This window comes from Chitinophaga sp. sic0106, assembly GCF_019219075.1.
Classification (GTDB): Bacteria; Bacteroidota; Bacteroidia; order Chitinophagales; family Chitinophagaceae; genus Chitinophaga.
This window is the reverse complement of record NZ_JAHUWJ010000006.1, coordinates 313,581-332,782: the sequence shown is the minus strand read 5'-3', so window position 1 is coordinate 332,782 and position 19,202 is coordinate 313,581. Positions and strand designations below refer to the sequence as shown.

The window sequence follows — 19,202 nt, the reverse complement described above, 5'->3', positions numbered from 1 at the left end:
CGCAGCCACCAATTACCGGGATTATTACATAATTTTAACATTATCGGATGCAGCATACCCTGCTTACACATGCAAAAATTTTATATTTTTACCGCCGGAAGCAAGGCCATATCATGAAAAAAGGCAAGAAAATTTTAAGAATAGCGGGAATCACTTTAGGGGCATTTTTACTGGTAATTATCATAGCAGCAGGAATACTCTATAGCCAACAACAGCGGCTGACCCAACTGGCTGTTAAAGAACTCAATAAGCAGTTTACAGGTGAACTGGTACTGGGCAAAAGCAGTATCAATCCCTTTGCACATTTTCCATATATCTCCATCGTATTGCACGATGTGAAGTTTTATGCCAGCAAGAAAATGGACAAAGCACCGATGTACGAGGTGGAAAAGCTGTTTGTGGGTTTTAGTCTCCCCGACATATTAAAACAACAATACAAAGTACGTATCCTCGTGGTCAACACCGCCAGGGTGCATGTCCGGAGGGCCGCCAACGGTACCTTTGATATCGTGGAAGCACATACGCTGCCCAAGGCCGCACCTACCCCTGCCGATACGGCGGCAGAAGAGGACTTAACCCTCGACCTGAAAAAAATTATCCTGAAAAATATCCATGTTACCTACCATGATGTAAGCAGTGGTATAAACATAGCCACCGAGCTGGATAAGATCACCACCAGTTTCAGCATGCGCAATAACCACATGGCCCTGAAACTGGATGGCAAGCTGTTGCTGGATATTACCGGCAAAACAGACAGTACCCTGTTCAGGCACAAACACCTGGCACTATCCCTGGCGGGCGATTACGACATGAACAAGGCCTTCCTGGAACTGGAAAATGCCAATATCAAACTGGAAAATGCCAGTCTGGATATAAAAGGTAATGCTAACCTGAAAAATACACCAGTAGTAGACCTCCAGGTAAAGGGCGACCGCCCGGACCTGAACCTGCTCTTTGCCCTGGTGCCGGAAAACGTGGCTGATAAAATGACCCAGTACCGCCGCGATGGCCGGATTTTCTTCGATGGCATCATCAAAGGCCCGCTCAGCGAAACCCAGATGCCTGCCATCACCGTTAACTTCGGCTGCGAAAACGTGTGGTTCGAAAACACCAGCGTAAACAAAAAGCTGGACTCCCTCGGCTTCCGTGGATACTATACTAACGGTACCGGACACTCGCTGAAAACTTCGGAACTACACCTGCTCGACATGGTAGCCAAACCGGGCAAAGGGGTGTTTAAAGGTAACTTCCTGGTAAAAGACTTCACCGATCCGCATATCATTATGCAGGTTTACTCTGAACTGAATATCCGCTTTGTTGGGGAGTTCCTCGGTATCAAAGACCTGGAACAAATCGAAGGTGATATACGCCTGAACATGAACTTCCGCGAGCTGGCCGACATGCAGATACCAGAGCAAAGCCTGGCCAAGCTGAAAGAAGGTGTGCAGAGCGAATTAACCGTTACCAACCTGGCTTTCCGCATACCTAATTACCCGCTGCCGGTAAGACATGTAAATATTCATGCGCAGGTAGCAGAGGGCCGCCTCACACTCGACACGCTCAATTTCCGCATCGGCGAAAGTGATCTTGCCGCCAGCGGTTCACTCAGCGATCTCCCTGCCATCTTCCATAAACAAAGTAAACCTGTGCGGGTAACGTTCCAGGTAAACTCCAATAAAATTTTGCCGGCGGAACTCATGCTGGCGGATTCCACTCACAAGAAACTGAGGGAAGAAATGATTACCGGCTTCCGGCTGGCAGTGGCACTGGAAACCAGTGTCCAGGAACTCCTGCACCCTAATCCACTGCCTAAGGGCACTTTTAAAATAGAACAATTTAAATCCAGCTTCAAGCGCTATCCGCATAGCTTCCACGATTTTACCGCCGATGTAACCATTGCGGATACCATGCTGCAGGTGAAAAATTTCTCCGGTGGTATCGACAGCAGTAACATCGCTTTCAAAGGACGCCTTACCAACTACAACCTCTGGTTCGACAAAATCAAGAAAGGACATACAGAGCTGGCTTTTGATCTTAAATCGGACCGGTTGGCCGTCAATGACCTGATCAGCACCCGGGGCCGACAGTTTATTCCAAAAGGATACTGGTATGAGCAGGCCAATAACCTGTGGCTGCGTGCACGGCTGAAAATGCGCTACGACACTACATTTAAACGCGTGGATGCACAAATCGCCAATATCTCCGGCTCCCTGAAAGAACACCCGATCAAAATAGAAAATATCAAAGGCCGCGTAAGATACGGCACCAACAAATACCTGGTGGTGGATACGCTGACCGGAAAGGTGGGCAGCAGCGACTTTGACATCAACCTGCACCTCTATGCTGGTCCCGACAGAAAAGGCAATAAACGCAATAACCTTTTCGCGATTAAGTCCACCTATCTCAATATTGATGAGATGATGAACTATGATTTCAGCGAGCATCCGGAAATAGATGTGAATGCGCCCGTGAAAACTACTACCAAGCGGGAAAACGACAGTATTCACCAGTCGGGCTTTAATATCTTCAAAATCAAATTCAGCAACTTTGATGTAACCGCGGACGTAGGTAAGATCCGCTACCACAAGCTCTGGCTGCGTAATCTGAAGGCCGGCATCCACATGCAGGAAGACCAGAAGGTGAAAATAGATACCATCGATGTACTGATGGCCAAAGGGCATATCGGCATGCGTGGCGTATTGAATGTGGCCGATCCCAAACGCCTCTTCTTTGCCAGCAGCATTACGCTGGATACGGTGGACCTCAGTAAAATGCTCCTGAAGTTCGACAACTTCGGGCAGGATATGATCCTGAACAAAAATCTGGATGGCCGGCTCACAGGACGTATCCGCAGCTACATTAAACTGCATCCGGACCTGACGCCTATGCTGGATTCTACGCGGGCATCCATGGATATCGTAATTCATAACGGAGCGCTGATTGAGTTTGCACCTATGCAGGCCATGGCTACCTACTTTAAAGATAAAAACCTGCGGATGATCCGTTTCGACACCCTGCGAAATAAACTGAGCTTTGCCGCCGGTACGCTGGACATTCCAAATATGAGCATCAATACCTCTATCGGCTATATTGAAATGAGTGGTAAGCAGTCGCTGGATACGAAGATGTCGTACCAGATACGGGTGCCCATGAAAATGGTTACCCAGGTAGGCTGGCAGGCCCTCTTCGGCCGCAAGCAGGAAGAGGTAGATGCCGACCAGGTGGACGCCATTGAGAGTGCGGATAAGAACAAGAAAGGACGATTTATGAATCTGAGCATTTCCGGCACACCTGAGAAATATAATATTTCATTGGGTAAAAAGAAGAAGTAGCCACACTAGATAAGCATATATAAAAAATGCCATAGTTCCGCAGCAGGTATAGGTAGATTAGTATATCTTACTACCTACCTATACTTCGTTACCATGAAACTACTATTCTTATCATTCCTGCTATTTTGCTGTACCATGGCCACCAATGCCCAAATCAGGTGGGGCTTCCGGTTAGCGGATGGACTTTCAACCCTCAGTAAGCCTGATGTGAGTAAGGGCGCTATCAACAGCAGCAACCAGCTGTTTTATACGTTGCAGGCAGGCGTTACGGCCGACTGGCAGCTGGGAAAACATCTGCATCTGCAACCCTCGCTGGTATTCAGTTCCAAAGGGGGGAAAAACTCGACGCATTACAGCGTTACCAACAACAATACCTTTTATGTAATAGAAACCAGGGGTAGTATTCGCCATAACTACATTGAGCTGCCAATTAACCTACTGTATAAGTTCAATGCAGGCAGCGGCAAGCTGTTTGCTGGCCTTGGCGGTTATGCAGCGGAATACCTGGGAGGAAAAATGGACGGAGCGGTGTTTCGTCAGGATGGCGAAGGTGGTATTACTATTACGCCTATTGAAGTAATTCCTGGTGGCGTACCACCACCGATTGACCCGGCGGATGCTAAGCCTACAGTGGAAAAACTGGACGCGGGGGCTAACATTACCGCAGGCTATGAATTCAAATTTGGTTTACAGCTGGCGTTAAATTACAGTTACGGACTTACGCAAACAAACTACGGAAAAAACCGTGTGGCTACGGTGAGCGTGGCTTACCTTTTTAAATAAACACTTTACCAGGCTGCATAGCAGGCTACACAGGCTATCAGGCTGGCAAATGTTAAACCGTGCAGGATCAGGTGCTCCAGGTTGGGGGCAGGATTGCCTTTTCTGTTGGGCAATATGAATATTGTTTTACTGAACAGGCGGCGGTGCAGTTCCGACCAGTTCTTTTGCATGGCAAACCGTGGACCGAAGAAGTACGGCGTCCACCAGGTGTAAATTTCTCCGATCAATATAATGGCCAGTTCCAGGCAGGCAATTAATACCAGCACCTGGTAGCCGGATAGTAATGCCAATACCGGAAATCCCATTGATAAAAAGCTCATGGCTGCTTCACCGGGGTTTTCCGGCGTCGTATAGGCGCGGATGTTATTGAGCGGAAACAGGTCCAGTTTGGAGGTGGCCTGATGATAAATCAAATGCAGGTTAGTCAGCAGAATAGCAAAGAGATATAGCATGTCCGTAGCGATTAGGCTTCAAAAATGCACCAAAACCTTAGCCGGGAAAACAGCGAATCGGTTATAGTCGGCACTTTTACCGGCGAAACCCCTTAAAATATCGGTTAAATAAACAGCGCACTAGTTCAAATTTAAAGCTAAGGTGTTTGAATATGCATAATCAACTATTCCATGAGCATTTTATCAACACATCGCAAAGGCGCACTGCTGGGCCTTTTATCGCACTTACTGATTATAGTGGCCGGTCAGTTAATTTTTATAGAGATATTATTTCCCCATGATTTCAGTATGGGTATTTCCATGTTGGTGGCATTGCAGGCTAACGTTTACGCCCTAACGTTTTATGCATTATTGCTGATTGGCGGCTGGTGGCTGGGTGCCAGAACGGGTGCTGCACTAGCCCCCGGGGCCAGTGTAATGCGTACGGGCCTGCGCAGCGGACTTTTAACAGCCCTGCTCGTGCTGTTGTACTGGACTCCATTCAGCATTGCTAAGTCGGGCTTTAGTATTGGCCTCATCGTGATGCGTGACCCGGCAATACTGGCGCTGGTGGTATTTTGCCTGACCTGGGTAATCGTGGCTTCGCTCTCAAAAACAAAAGTTGTGGTGTAGTCCGCAAGTCATAAAAAAATCCCCCGATGGTAGTGATCATCGGGGGATTTTCCATTTATTGTACCACTACTTTTTTAGTAACTTTTTCATTGGCAGGATTTATACCTGTGACGAAGTATATCCCTTTTGGCAGCTTGTATTCCTTTCTGGTGATACCTTGCGGCACGGTTCTCTTGTCGGCCTGCAGCACTTTTCCGTTAACATCGGCGATGATAATTTCCAGCTGCTGCGGTTTATCATTTTTGATTTCTACCTGAATGCGTCCGTTGGTGGAAGGATTAGGGAACACCTCGAGGTCAAACACCAGGGCTGCATGTTTCAGGTTGATGGCAGCGGCCATGAGTGCCGGTGCAGCTACTACCGTAAAGGTATCTTTCAGGCACTGGCTGGCGGCCACGCTGTTGTCGGCCACGGTATATACGGTGGTTCCTGCTGCCGGAGTTACTGTTACGGAAGATGTGGTAGCGCCGGTGCTCCAGGCGTAAGTACCGGGCCAGTAAGCGCTCAGCAGCAGTGGCTGTGCAGCGGTGGCGTTTACCACCCTGTTTTTATTGACATCTTTGAGAATAGTAAACTTATCTTTTATGGTGTTGTCGGCGGCCACCCATTTGGCATCCAGGCGGTTGCCTTCCACTTCTATCACGAGGGAGCCACCGTTGGTTGCATTTGCGTAATAAGAGGAGGCATGCGGGAAGGAGGATTGTGTACCACCTACCTGGCCGGCAGAACCAGCCACTACATATACTGTTCCATGATTCCCTTTGGCAGCGGTAGAAATATACGGGCAGGAGTTGCTGGTGCCGTCATATTTAGCGCTGCTGGATGATACAGCGTGTGTGGCCATGCTAAAGGTGTTTTCCAGGCCAAAGTGCCCTTTCATGAGGTAGGAACGCTCATAATCATGGCTATGCCCGTTGAGGATCAAATCCACCCCGTAGCGTTCGAGAATGCGGATCAGGTTTTGGCGGATGCTGGTAAGATCGCTGTTGGTATCGGAGTTATGGCTCCCCATCGTATATGGCGGATGGTGCCAGTATGCGATCACCCATTTGCGGCTGTTGGCAGCGAGATCATTTTTTAGCCACTGTACCTGTGTGCTGGTAGTGTCAAAGAAACGCTTGCCTCCTTCCAGTCCGTAGGAGTCCAGGCATACGAAGTGAACGTCGCCGTAGTCGTACGAATAATATTCCTCTTTTCCTGACGCGACACCGCCACATTCGCCGGCTGTAGGCAGAGTAAAATGAGAGAGGTAAGGAATGTTATGAGACGTTTGCAGAGTACTGCTGTTGTCATAATCATGATTACCGAGAGTTGGGAACAGCAATACATTTTTCAGCAGGTCATTTTTGTACATCTCAAAGAACCCGGACTGGTATTCGGTATCATATCCGCCGTTGTAGGCGTTATCCCCCAGGAGCAGCCATACATCCGTATGATTGCTGCCCATGTAGCTGAGGTAAGCATTGCGTACATTGGTTTGTACACTTGAGCCGGTGCCGCAGTCGCCATACGCCGCAATACGGATTTTACGTGTAGTTGTAGCCGTTGGCGCAGTTACAAAGTAGTTATCCGTACCTGCCTGCAGCACGTTGGTACTGTTACCGATACTGTAGTAGTACTTTGTGTCCGGTGATAGTCCGCTAACGCGGAGTTCATGTTCGGTGAGTGAGGTAGTGTGTACTACGCTGTCGTTCAGTGCGGTGGCAGACAGGCCATACTTCACTTTGCCGGTGGTGGCGATATCGGTGCGCCAGCGCAGCGTTACGGCCGACTGATTCCCCATTTGCAGGTAGGGCCCGCGAATGATCTGGGGGATGGTGCTGGCAGTATTGCCTTTGAGTTGCAGGTCGAAGGAGAGGTCGCTGCTGCTGGCACTGGTTTGGTGCACCTCTACTGCGATGGTATTGTTGCCTTCGGTGATGAGTCCGGGTGCTACGCTGGCCGTAAACACCGTTGCCCCGCCATCGCTGGCATTGGTGGCTAACGTGGTGTAGCTGATGGTGCCGGTGGGCAGGTTGTTGCGGGTTACTTCTGTGCCGTTGATGTAAATCACCAGGCCGTCATCTCTTTTAAACTCCAACGTAAATCCCGTAAAGGCGGCTGCCCCGGTAACGCTGAATGTTTTACGGAAATAGGTGGTGATGTATTTGGCAGATGAACTGCTGCCATAGCTGACCACTGTGGCTTCGTCGCCATCGCCGTAGCCCAGCTGCGCCGGACCGCTGGCCCAGGAGGCATCGCTGAAAGCAGCTGCCCTCCAGGCGGTGCCCTGGTTGGTACCATTATCCAGGTACTTCCAGGTAGATCCGAATGGCAATAGGTTGGTTTGTGCGTGGGTGGTTGGTGGTCGCATGCCGATTAACAGGCATAGCAATAGCAATGCCTTGCATACAGATGATAGGGAAGATTTCATTAGTGCTCGTTTTGGGTTTATACTTAAAAATATGATGAAAATTCTATATTTTTCAGGTAGCCAATTGCCCCTATACCCAAGCACATGAAAACCAATCAAATATTTTTCAGACTTTTTTTAGTTTCAGGCCTGCTTTTCTCTTTTACTACGCCAAAGGCTAAACGAACGCCGGTGCAGGCCGTGGAAAGTTATTACCGGGGGGCGCTGGACAGCACCTATATGGCCTTGCAGGCATTCAGCCATACCCTCGGTGCAATGGCTCCGCAAAAAGAACGACTTGCCGCCTTTTATGAAGCCAGGCGGCAGTACAAAAAGGTGGAGCTGCTGATAGAATACTACCAGCCCCATCTGGCACGCAGTATCAACGGGCCGGCGCTCCCCTGGGCGGACGGGGAATCCTCCAAAGATATTATTCCTCCTGCCGGTTTCCAGGTGATAGAAGAAAAATTGCAGGATGCTAACGCCAACGTATACACGCTTATTCAATATAACGATCAGCTCATCACTATATTCCGGCAGCTATCTGCCAACGGGGACCCGGTGGGGTTCCAGGATAAATGGTTGTTTGACGCCATGCGGCTGGAAGTATACCGTATCATTGCCCTGGGCATCAGCGGCTACGACTCCCCCATTCTGCTGCAATCCATGCCGGAGGCAGCCGCAGCGCTGCAAGGGCTCAGCCAGGTGTTGCAGCAATACGATGATGCAATAGCTGCACCTGAGATGATTACTACCAGGGATTTACTGCTGGTAAGCGCTGTGCAGTACCTGCTGACTCACCCCGACTTCAACCGGTTCGACCGGCTCCATTTCATCACCACCTATGCCAATCCTATCAGCAGTATGCTCCTGCAATGGCAGCAGCAACTGGGTATTCAGATTGAGCCAGAACGGCGCATTCTCTTACCGGATGCCCCACATTTATTCGCCACTGGCTACTATAAACCGAACGGCTACACGCCGAGCGCTGCCGCCGATCCAACGCCCGCAAAAGTAATGCTTGGCAAACAATTATTCGCGGATGTGCGGCTCTCCGGCGATGGTACCCGCTCCTGTGCCTCCTGCCATAAACCGGAGCTGGCATTTTCCGATGGTGTACCTAAAAGTCCCGCATTTGATGGGGTACATACCGTAGCGCGCAACACGCCCACCTTATTAAATGTGGGTTTTCAATCCAAGCTGTTTTATGACTCCCGTGCTAACTTTATAGAAGACCAGGTATTTGCCGTAGTACATAATACTGCCGAAATGAATGGTTCCCTCCGGCAGGCGGCAGCAGCCTTTCAACAGGATAGCGGCTACCAGCAATTATTCCGCCGGGCCTTCCCGGAAGATAGCGGCGGTATTTCCACCGATCAGATCACCAATGCGCTGGCATCCTACCTGCGGTCCCTTACCAGCTTAAATTCCCGCTTTGATCAGTATATGAATGGTGATACCACCACGCTCACCCGCCAGGAAAAGAAAGGTTTTAATGTGTTTATGGGTAAAGCGAAATGCGGCACCTGTCATTTTGCGCCACTGTTCAATGGCGTGGCGCCGCCTTACTTTGCGGAGCCGGAATCAGAGGTACTGGGAGTACCTGAATCCCGCGCCAGGCATGCGGCACTGGACCCGGACGAGGGTAAGTACCTGCTGTACCCGATTTCTATTTTCAGGTACGCTTTTAAAACACCTACTGTAAGAAACAGTATGCTCACCGCACCGTATATGCATAACGGTGTGTTTGCCTCTATGAAGCAAGTGATTAATTTCTACAACAAGGGAGGAGGTACGCGGCTGCACACTGCTCCGGAAAACCAGACTTTGCCGGGGGATAAACTGCGGCTGACCGGGCGGGAAAAACGTGCGCTGGCAGCGTTTCTGGGGGCTTTAAATGATACGGCGCAGGTAAAGACGGGCTACTCACCTACGCCGCTGTGAATATATGGTTAGTTCAATTTCTCTTTAAAAAATTCAATCGTCCGCTTCCATGCAAGGTCCGCCGCTTCTTTATCATAGCGGGGAGTAGTATCATTATTGAAACCATGGTTTACGTTCGGATAAATATAGGCGGTATATGCTTTACCGTTAGCTTTTAAAGCCGCTTCATATGCTGGCCAGCCTTCATTTACGCGGGTATCCAGACCAGCGTATTGAATCAGAAGCGGGGCCTGAATCTGCGGCACCTGGTCCACCGGTGGCTGGCCGCCATAAAACGGAACGGCGGCAGCAAGGGTAGGAATACGCACCGCCATCAGGTTGGCAATAGCGCCGCCGAAGCAGAAACCTACCACCCCTACTTTGCCGTTGCAATCCGGGTGCTGGCGGAGGTATTCATATGCTGCAATAAAGTCTTCCAACATTTCATTTCTATCACGTTTGCTTTGCATCTCCCTACCCTGATCATCATTACCAGGATAACCACCTAAAGGGGTCAGCGCATCAGGGGCAAGCGTGATAAAGCCTGCCAGTGCAGCCCTGCGGGCCACATCGGCAATATGCGGATTTAAACCACGATTTTCATGTACTACAATAATGCCTCCCAGCTTACCTTTTGCATCGGCGGGTTTGGAGAGTAAGCCTTTGATTTTGCCGCCACCTTTGGGTGAATCGTAGGTGATGGTTTCAGACTTCAGGCGAGGGTCGTCTTCTTTCACGCGGATACTGTCTTTATAATCCGGCATCAGGAAGCTCATCAGGGAGCCCACTGTAAGGCCTCCCACTGCGTAGAGCGACAGCTTTTCCATGAATAGTCGCCTGGGCAGGCGGTTATGGGCGTAATCGTCATACAGGTCAAAGACCTCCTGACTAATATCTTCTTTCTGAATATTTTTTTGGTCCATAATTTTCAGGTGTTTGTTTTTAAAGATAAAAAACCTCCACCGGAAAGTCAACCCTGCACCGTGCTGATGCAGGGTTGGTATATTGAACTACTTAATACTCAGCCTTTGTATCTTACTAAAAGCCCTTTCATATCTTAAACGTTTGCTACTGTTTTGACCGATATCCGGATTATCGACTGGTTTATTAACGGTATCACATACAAATGAGCAGTCGGCGCCCAGCCTGAATTGAGCTACGCCGTGGCAGCCCTGGCAGCCACCCATGGAGTATTGCTTACCGTTATAGATGATGTTGACGCCACTGTCGATCGGGGTATTGATGCTGGAGCCCCGGAAGATTTGCAGGGTGGTATCTGATTCGATCACATAGTTTGCCAGGAAGAAGTTAGTGCTGTTGGAGTTATTGGTGGTTTGTGCCTGTACGCCGATGAGGTTATAGTGCTGCCATACTGAATTTGTGGTCACGCTACGCAACAGGCGGTGTGCTTCGTAGTTGGCCTGATTAGTGGCCTGCACCGGATCATGTACACGCGGATAACCTACTATGAGCCCGCCGAATTCCCTGCCACTGTCGTCCAGCTTTACATAACCAATGCTTTGTTGTGGTTTGGTAACATCCTCGTGCTCCCAGGTAGCGAAAATAAAGTTTGGATAGTTGCGGGTTTTGTGAATGATATGGAGGCCTATCAGGAGATACACATCGTTTATTTGCTTTACTTTTCCGTTACCATCCTGCCGGTAAGTGATAACGGTCCGCTTAAAGTAATTCTGCGCAGTACCGTCTTCAGGTAACATTTTACGCCACGCGGATTTGATTTCAATAGCGCCTTCTTCATCTTTACTGGTCGCCGCATTAGATCCGGTACCGCAGGGCAGGCATACCACCCCGGCCGTATCGGGGCAATCGCAGCTACCGGAGCCACCATAGTAGTATTGGTTATATGCCTGGATATTTTTGTAGGTTCTGATATTAGCCTGTTTTAACTTTTCAGCGGTATTGTAGTGGCCGCGGATGTATTCATATTCCGCACGGTTTACTTTTGCCTGAAACAGTATTTGTTGCTGTTCTCCGTACAAGTTCGTGTGTGCATACATGTTACAGGAACCGATTTCATTGTTTTCGTCGAGATTGTGAAACAGATTTGTATTTGTTCCAAAATCAGCCGTGAAGTCGGGTTTAGTATATATGTACACGGGCACTTTGTCGAAAGGCAGCATTACGTCGTTTCCCGGGCGTAGTTCTACCCGGTGATTATAGGTTTCCCAAACTGCGAGATCAGGATAACCGTTTTTCTCATCTGCATAGGTCCAGCCGTAATCAGGCTCACCGCGTTGATTAGCCTTGCCGGAATTAAGGTAGCTGGAGCGCCAGTTGAGTGCCAGGAATTCGTTCCAGGCAAATTGGGCCAGGGTAAGGTCATCCGACCCTAAAGGTATATCATGGGGCGGTTTTTTCATAAAGGAGATGGCATAAGCTGCTTTTACTTCACCGGATTTGGCAAACAACGATGCAGGCGTTTTGGTTATCACCATAGCGCCTATGGTGATGGCCAGCAGGAATAATACGACCATTAAAGTCTTTTTCATCTGGTTGATAATTTAAGCGTGATGAAAAGGATGCCGCTGTTTTACGGCGGCATCCGGTGTTGATGTTTACAGGATTTCTATATTGATGGTATTTTCGGCTACGGCGGCACTGAGCAGTGGCTGCGCTTCCTCTCTACCGGTTACCTCTATACGAAAATTAGCCACATCCTTACTTTTCTGTGCCAGGTTATCGACGTTAAAGAATGCTTCTGCCTGCAGGTGTGCGCGGCAGTTTTCGCAACCCAGTACGTTCCAGCGGCTCAGTATGGACTGGTGGCCTATGTAATGATCCTGGCCATCCACATTTGCATACGCGGTGATTACAAAGGAGCCGTAGATATTTCCCCGGTTAATATTGCTCACGCGTAATTTGTTGGTAGGCGGTTCTGCTGCCAGCGTGACGCCGTGCATCCAGGTAATAAGGTCCAGTGATCCCACACTGTAGGTGTAGCCGCATTGATTTTCGATATCTACTACCTGGTTGCTGGTGTAATAGTTATCGCTGTTATTGTGTTTAAATGGTTTTAGCGGAGAATCCAGCGTAAGTGGTTCATTGGGGCCATAGCCGGCACTTGGTCCACCATCGCTGCTGCTGGTACCCGGGTAGCCGTTGATGATAGACAGGCTTGTTCTGTGATCATGCTTTTTCTGCCATACCCAAAACATCCTGTCTACATTACAATGATGGAAATAGAAGATGGGATCGAAACCGGCGGTATCGTTTTCACCCATATCGCCATTGGCTCCGGGGATTGGAGAAAAGTCCGGATTGTCTTTTCCGGGAATATTAAATCCTCCAACAGCCAGATGGATGTCGTTATGTGGTGTTTCCAGCGCTACGGTAACAGGGGCTTTAGGATTGTCTTTGTTCCACTGGCCGGAGGAAGTGATATTGGAGAATACGGTGTAGTTAGGTGCATCCAGGCATTTTTGAAATAGGATAATTACCCCGCCCAGTTTAAGCCTGTCAGCGATATCAGGAAGGGTAATTGTTTTATTCAGCCATCCCACTACGTTGTCGTTTAACAGCAGCATGGCCTGAGCGCTGTTAAACTGTGCGTTATGCTGATCAGATTTTTGCTTGTCTTCCGGAGTGCCTACCAAACCTGAATAAGGGTAACGCACTGTGCTGGTACCTGCAGGTTTGGAATAGATGGATTTATCCGTGGTAACATTATCTTTGATGTCCACCTGGAATTTATAGGACAGCAGTGGATTATCAACCAGCTTGCCTTTGATGGTAACCTTAGAATTGGTGAGCGACCAGGGTACGCCTCTGGTGATAGATTCATGTTCGGTTTCATCCCAGTAGGGTAAGGTTACCTCTTCGCATCCTGGAATTTTGCGCAGGGCTTCTTCCAGTTTAAGCAGGTATACACGATGCCAGGTGGGAAACAGGATGTTATTGTGGTTACACCAGCCGCCCCAATAATTGCCGTCCGTGGCGCCTTTATCACGAAAGGGTTCACCATGAAGGCCTGCTATACTAAAAAATGAATCGGGGTGATCAGGGGGTAGCTCTTTAATGCCTTGCCAGGCTATCATCAGGTTTTCAAGTGGGGCGATGTCGCCTGAGGCGTAGAGATCTTCCAGTTCGCGCAAAGAGCGGCGAACGCGGGGAGTAGCAGCATTTGCCATACGAGTAGTTTTGGTTTTTTGAGAAATTGGTTATTGTGTTTGTTGTAATTTCCGGGGTGCTGTAATAAAAGCTGCCAGCAGGGAGCCGATGATGATGGCCACCATCCCTCCTATCATCATTGCTTTGGTGCCACCAGGTACAAACCTGGATAGCAGCAGGCAGCAGGCGCCGGTGAGACTGAAGATAAAAGGCAGTGGGCCTCTCAGGGGAATAGCCCTGAACTGCATGCCTACATGAATCAACAGGAATACGGAAAGTACTGGCAGGAGCCATGGCATATAAGGGAGTTTCGCAAGACCTATGCTGCCGAACATGCTCATATACACCGCCCAGCACATCGGGCATTTGGGGAAAAATGCAATCAGGATACCCAGGAGTATGGAGGGCACCGACCGGGCAGATTTCTTGGAGACGTGCTGCCAGGTTGGTTGTTCCTGTTGAGTTGCCGACTGGCAATTACAGGTTGCTTTGGTTTCCATAGTAAAGAGAGTTATTGAGGGAGATGCAAATCATGCTGGTTTGGTAATATCTACCGCATAACAGGTAGCTACCTCACCGGCCTTGTGTATGGTACCGTCGCTGCCTGGATGGTCCTTTAAGCGCACTACAGAACCAGCCAGCACATTTGCCTGGAATTTCCCGCCTTCTATTTTAGGGAGGCAGTATACCTCATAGCCATATTCCCACATGGCTCTGTTGGCGCCTTGTCCATTTTCGCCGGTGCCGATAAAGTAGAGCCCTTGTGGATTTGTTTCCAGCACCTTCCCTTTCAGCTCCAGGTTCCATTCGCCCGGCGTGCCGATATTACCGGATATTTCACCGTCGTTGCTGATGTTGAGATGGATGGTACCATCGCCCAGTTCCAGGTCATTCGGGGGAATTTTAAGGTCTACTTCGTTGAGGAAGCTGCGGTAGGTCCAGGTAGATTTGCCGGGATAGTTGATTTTCATACATGATGATTTATAGTGAACAATACGATAACATCCGCTTGTGTAAGCGGTAGTATCAATAGTAAAAACAGCAAAATCAACACCTATGTCACATGGCGGGAATGACAATTTCAGGAGTAGCGGACAGAAAATTAATTAATGTGCACGGACGAATATGTGCGGAAATACAGGATAGCGTTCATTTTGAGGTATAAATTAAGGTTACTTCAAGGATATATTGTTAGTATTACTAACGTTCAACTTATCTTGTCAAATATAGAATTAAATTTAAAACAAACAAGCCTGCGGATAAAATTTATCCGCAGGCTTGTTTGTTCCAGGTATGTCTGCTGCACCAGAAACTGTTTGCGCAGCATGCCGCAGTTGCAAATTTATTCTTGTATTACAGAAAGAATATTTCCTGCCGGGTCTTTAAACCAGGCGATGGTGGGGCCGTTGCCACGCATAATCCCTTTGGCATCCGTCTGTATTTCGCCGGTATATTGTTCAAATACGACGCCTTTGGCAGCGAGTGCATCTACCGTTGCCTCTACGTCTTTTACCCGAAAATTGAGTACCGTAAAGGTGGCAGGCACATGATCCTTTTTAGGATATAGTAATACGTTATGTCCTCCGGTGAGGTGTAACTGTACTACTGACATAGGTGCCGGCGACTCCTCTACTGTAAGACCCAGTACCTCCTGGTAAAAACTTTTTGCTTCGCTGATGCTATTTACAGAATAGCTGCTGAATACGGGTGCGGATGAAAGCATGGTTAAATATTTTAGTGTACCCGAATTTACTCCATATTACTTTCCCGGTAAAAGACTATTTTCGGCATGGATGAATAAATACATATGTACGAAACTTTCAGGGAGCACGTGTTAAAATACGTTTCAGCGGACGAAGAGGCGGTAGCATCTGCCTATAAATATTTCCAGGTGAAAAAATTCCGGAAAAAGGAAAACCTGCTCACAGAAGGCCAGATATGCCGTAATAATTATTTTATCATCAGTGGCTGTGTCCGGAAATTCTTTATTAACCAAAAAGGAACAGAACAAACGACTGACTTCGCCATAGAAAACTGGTGGATGACGGATATCGGCGCATTTATGAGTCAGGGAATAACCGATATTAATATACAAGCCGTAGAGCCCACTACCGTATTACTGATTGACCTGCAAAACCAGCAACAGCTGTTCCGGGAGCACCCCATCATGGAAAGCTATTTCAGGCAGGTGTATCAAAGGGCGTATGCCGCAGCAGAAAACAGAATCCGATATCTGTATGAATATTCAAGGGAAGAGCTATATCTCCAGTTTTACCGGCAATTTCCTGCTTTCACCAAAAGAGTGCCGCAGTACCTCCTGGCTTCCTTCCTGGGTTTCACGCCTGAATACCTGAGCGAAATCAAAAGAAAACTTGAATCTTAAACCAGTTTAAGATCCAGCGTGTTTGCATAGTGTAGCTTTGCATTATCAAAAAAATAAGCACTATGAAACAACGCATGAACATAGCCCAGGTAGAGCCTGGCGCATATAAAGGACTATTAGCCACCCAGCAATACCTCCACAGTACCGGCCTTTCAAAAATTGAGCTCGGCCTCATTTACATCCGTGCCTCACAAATCAATGGCTGCGCCTACTGCCTGGACATGCACACCAAAGATGCCCTGAAAGACGGGGAAACCGCGCAACGCATCTTCGTACTCGATGGCTGGCAGGAAACCACCCTCTTCTCTGAAGAGGAAGCCCTGATATTAAAAATGACGGAAGAGATTACCCGTATCACCGAGAAAGGTTTGTCTGAAGAAACTTATACAGCTGCCGCTGCACATTTTGATGAACATAAGATTGCACAAATCATCATGGCCATTGTTACCATCAATGCATGGAACAGGATCGCCATCAGTACACACTTGCAGATTCCGGTATAAAAAAGTGTCCGCTTTGCGGACACTTTTTTCAAAATCGAACACCATAATTATACAAAAACTATAGTAATCAATCAGTTACAAAACGGCACAATTATCCTGATTCATGTTGGCATAAACACACCACATGAAAAATATCATCCTTACTATTGCAGGCATCCTGGTTTTGAATTTTACTGCTGCCGCACAAAAGATCAAACGTATTGATAACAGCACCATTCAGGCTGCCACGCTTACCGCCAACATTCAGCACCTGATGGATACGGCACAGGTGACTGGCCTTGTCATCTCCGTTTTAAATAATAACAAACCGGTATATACAAAAGCCTTTGGCTATGCAGATAGACCCAAAGCTGTTAAAATGGACACCAGTACCATCTTTTGGAGCTGCTCCTTCAGCAAAGCGGTGTTCGGCTATTGTGTGATGCGCCTGGTAGAAAAAAAGGTACTGGACCTCGACACCCCGCTGGTAAAATATCTCCCCAAACCATTACCTGATTATATCTTCACCAAAAAAACACGCGGCTACCAGGACATCCGGCAGGACCTGCGCTATGAAAAAATCACAGCCAGGATGTGCCTGAACCACACCAGCGGATTACCCAACTACCGCGGCTTTGAAGCAGATGGAAAACTGAAAATCAGATTCGATCCAGGCACCCGCTACAGCTATTCCGGTGAAGGCATCTACCTGCTGCAATTTGTGATTGAGCAACTATATGGAAAAAGCTATGAAGCCATTGCCCAGGAAGAAGTATTCCGTCCGTTTGAAATGACCCATACGAGCTATCTCTGGCGAAACGACTTCAACGCCAACCATGCCATGGGACACGATAGTCTGCAACAAACCTATGAGTTTGACGAGCGTACCACCGCACACGCTGCCGGCTCCATGTACACTAACATTAACGACTACACGAAATTCATGAGTGGCATCCTTCAGCAAAAAGGTTTGTCACCACAAGGGTTTGAAACGCTGCTCCACCAGGACGTAGCCATCCTGTCCAGGCAACAGTTTGGCCCTAACGCATTACTGGACGATAAAACACCAGCCACTACCCCACTCTTCTACGGCCTGGGATTTGGTTTACTCAAAACACCCCATGGCACGGCATTTTTTAAAGAAGGGCATAGCGAAGGCTGGCAACATCACTCTATCGGATTTCCGGAAAAAGGCATTGCAGTGGTGATCATGACTAACAGCGACCAGGGCGATCATATTTTCAAGGCGCTGCTGGAGCAATCTATCGGTGACACCTATACGCCGTGGTATTGGGAGAACTATGTGCCATTTGATTATGTTGGTAAATAATATAAAAGGCTGCGAGCAGAAGCTGGTAGCCTTTACTGCTATTACATTGCAGCCGAATTCACCTTTGCGGGTGAATTTTTCATTCACGGGAATTCATACCATGAATTAAAAATTTTTCATTAAATTAGTACATACGTTATGATTCCGATGGCGTGCCCCTTTAGATCATGTTCAGCGCCCCAACTGATAAGCAAATGCCTGAAATATAACAGCACATATACAACCCTTAACTTATGAAATCAGATTCCCCTCAACAAAATTTGCGGTTTCTCCTCCGTTTTTTCCTGGTAATATTATTGGCGGGGTTAGTATTATCTCTGTTCTTTGTCACGTGTCGCACTGGCTACAGTACAGCAGTAGCCTGGATACTGGCGATGTCGGTCAGCGGCATGGGCATTGGGTTCCTATTTGGTATCCCGAAAATATTGCAGGCCAATGGTCAGGCAACGGGCGCCGATGTAACCGATGGTTACCATATGCAGGTTAACACCAATCTCACCGACATATCCGACTGGCTTACCAAAATCATTGTGGGCTTAGGATTGGTACAACTGGGCCATATAGCGGAATATGTAAAAAAGATTGCTACCGCCATGTCCAAAGGTATTTGTGCCGGCAATGAAGCTACTTCGCTGGCATTTTCCTATAGCATTATTATAGGCTACTTTATTGCCGGTTTCCTCTTTGGTTACCTGATGACGCGCCTGTTCCTTTCCAAAGCCTTCTCCAGGGCCGACCAGGAAGCAATGCAGCAGTTAACCGCCGGCCAGGAGGCGCTGCAGGCACAACTGCTGACCATGCAGAATAATTTGCAGGTACAAAGTCAAAAATTATATCCCGAACAGACGGCGCCGGTAGTGGCACAGGATGTACCCGTTGAACCGATGGCAGCCTTAACTCCTCCTCCATTACCGGCTATTGGCCCCCTGGATAAGCTTGTTGCCATGGCGCATCATTACATGGAAATTAACCCCAACAACTATGGTGAAAGGGTAAAACAAAAAGATGCGGCTGCCAATGACATGATCAACTATGCATTTGATAATGGCATCACCCGTGAACAGATAACCGGTAAAATGAGCATACCACCAGAAGAGGGGCTGGTATTAACTTTGGCCGGCATGATTGCGCTACGTCCGCAGCCAAAAGACTTTGCCTTATTACAGCAATATGGCGCTGCACTAACGCGCAAGCATGTACGCTTCAGGGTATTAAGTGCAGTGGTGGCTCTGGCGGAGAAAGAGCTGCTGAGCGAGGAAGACAAGGTACAGGCGAGCACACTGCTGGAAACATACAAGAAGGATGCAGACGGCAGCTTGTTGAAGATGATAGATTATACGAGCTCTATGCTGAAAACGAGATAAGGAAATGGGAGGAAGTATCAC

At 48.2% G+C, this 19,202-nt stretch carries 16 protein-coding genes; 8 read left to right on the top strand and 8 right to left on the bottom strand.

The window, feature by feature from the left end:
• Positions 1 to 113 precede the first annotated feature (113 nt).
• Positions 114 to 3,332 carry an AsmA-like C-terminal region-containing protein gene (locus tag KW844_RS11845; RefSeq protein WP_218376938.1) on the top strand — a complete coding sequence of 1,073 codons (3,219 nt, stop codon included), beginning with the start codon at positions 114 to 116 and terminating at the stop codon, positions 3,330 to 3,332.
• 93 nt (positions 3,333 to 3,425) lie between these two features.
• On the top strand, positions 3,426 to 4,115 hold the full coding sequence (locus KW844_RS11840) for an outer membrane beta-barrel protein (protein ID WP_218376937.1): 690 nt from the start codon (positions 3,426 to 3,428) through the stop codon (positions 4,113 to 4,115).
• 5 nt (positions 4,116 to 4,120) lie between these two features.
• Here KW844_RS11840 and KW844_RS11835 read toward each other — a convergent pair whose 3' ends face one another.
• Complete coding sequence (locus tag KW844_RS11835) at positions 4,121 to 4,567, bottom strand: hypothetical protein (RefSeq protein WP_218376936.1); 447 nt, start codon at positions 4,565 to 4,567, stop codon at positions 4,121 to 4,123.
• Positions 4,568 to 4,738: 171 nt separating this feature from the next.
• Here KW844_RS11835 and KW844_RS11830 point away from each other — a divergent pair, with 171 nt between their 5' ends.
• On the top strand, positions 4,739 to 5,179 hold the full coding sequence (locus tag KW844_RS11830) for a hypothetical protein (protein WP_218376935.1): 441 nt from the start codon (positions 4,739 to 4,741) through the stop codon (positions 5,177 to 5,179).
• A 55-nt stretch (positions 5,180 to 5,234) separates the two neighbouring features.
• Here KW844_RS11830 and KW844_RS11825 read toward each other — a convergent pair whose 3' ends face one another.
• On the bottom strand, positions 5,235 to 7,592 hold the full coding sequence (locus KW844_RS11825; protein ID WP_218376934.1) for a metallophosphoesterase: 2,358 nt from the start codon (positions 7,590 to 7,592) through the stop codon (positions 5,235 to 5,237).
• Positions 7,593 to 7,676: 84 nt separating this feature from the next.
• Between KW844_RS11825 and KW844_RS11820 the strand changes: the two genes are divergently transcribed.
• A complete protein-coding gene (locus KW844_RS11820; RefSeq protein ID WP_218376933.1) occupies positions 7,677 to 9,515 on the top strand; it encodes a cytochrome-c peroxidase in 1,839 nt (612 codons plus the stop codon).
• 8 nt (positions 9,516 to 9,523) lie between these two features.
• Here the strand turns inward: KW844_RS11820 and KW844_RS11815 are convergent, their stop codons facing one another.
• The 6 genes from KW844_RS11815 to KW844_RS11790 form a co-directional block, all read right to left on the bottom strand.
• Positions 9,524 to 10,417, bottom strand: coding sequence for a dienelactone hydrolase family protein (locus tag KW844_RS11815; RefSeq protein ID WP_218376932.1), 894 nt, complete (start codon positions 10,415 to 10,417; stop codon positions 9,524 to 9,526).
• Positions 10,418 to 10,504: 87 nt separating this feature from the next.
• Positions 10,505 to 12,004 carry a hypothetical protein gene (locus KW844_RS11810; RefSeq protein ID WP_218376931.1) on the bottom strand — a complete coding sequence of 500 codons (1,500 nt, stop codon included), beginning with the start codon at positions 12,002 to 12,004 and terminating at the stop codon, positions 10,505 to 10,507.
• 66 nt (positions 12,005 to 12,070) lie between these two features.
• Entirely contained in the window at positions 12,071 to 13,642 is a 1,572-nt protein-coding gene (locus tag KW844_RS11805; RefSeq protein ID WP_218376930.1) for a tyrosinase family protein, read from the bottom strand.
• 30 nt (positions 13,643 to 13,672) lie between these two features.
• Complete coding sequence (locus KW844_RS11800; RefSeq protein ID WP_218376929.1) at positions 13,673 to 14,122, bottom strand: hypothetical protein; 450 nt, start codon at positions 14,120 to 14,122, stop codon at positions 13,673 to 13,675.
• A gap of 30 nt (positions 14,123 to 14,152) precedes the next feature.
• Positions 14,153 to 14,593 (bottom strand): hypothetical protein, encoded by a 441-nt coding sequence (locus tag KW844_RS11795; protein WP_218376928.1) that lies wholly within the window; start codon positions 14,591 to 14,593, stop codon positions 14,153 to 14,155.
• A 371-nt stretch (positions 14,594 to 14,964) separates the two neighbouring features.
• Positions 14,965 to 15,345 carry a VOC family protein gene (locus tag KW844_RS11790; protein ID WP_218376927.1) on the bottom strand — a complete coding sequence of 127 codons (381 nt, stop codon included), beginning with the start codon at positions 15,343 to 15,345 and terminating at the stop codon, positions 14,965 to 14,967.
• A gap of 84 nt (positions 15,346 to 15,429) precedes the next feature.
• Between KW844_RS11790 and KW844_RS11785 the strand changes: the two genes are divergently transcribed.
• The 4 genes from KW844_RS11785 to KW844_RS11770 all read left to right on the top strand — a co-directional run bounded on the left by KW844_RS11785 (position 15,430) and on the right by KW844_RS11770 (position 19,181).
• Positions 15,430 to 16,005, top strand: coding sequence for a Crp/Fnr family transcriptional regulator (locus KW844_RS11785; protein ID WP_218376926.1), 576 nt, complete (start codon positions 15,430 to 15,432; stop codon positions 16,003 to 16,005).
• A 62-nt stretch (positions 16,006 to 16,067) separates the two neighbouring features.
• Positions 16,068 to 16,508, top strand: a complete 441-nt coding sequence (locus KW844_RS11780; RefSeq protein ID WP_218376925.1) for a carboxymuconolactone decarboxylase family protein — start codon at positions 16,068 to 16,070, stop codon at positions 16,506 to 16,508.
• A 124-nt stretch (positions 16,509 to 16,632) separates the two neighbouring features.
• Positions 16,633 to 17,817 carry a serine hydrolase gene (locus KW844_RS11775; protein WP_218376924.1) on the top strand — a complete coding sequence of 395 codons (1,185 nt, stop codon included), beginning with the start codon at positions 16,633 to 16,635 and terminating at the stop codon, positions 17,815 to 17,817.
• A gap of 233 nt (positions 17,818 to 18,050) precedes the next feature.
• The gene (locus KW844_RS11770; RefSeq protein ID WP_218376923.1) at positions 18,051 to 19,181 is read left to right on the top strand and encodes a hypothetical protein; all 1,131 of its coding nucleotides are present in this window, start codon (positions 18,051 to 18,053) and stop codon (positions 19,179 to 19,181) included.
• Positions 19,182 to 19,202: the final 21 nt, after the last annotated feature.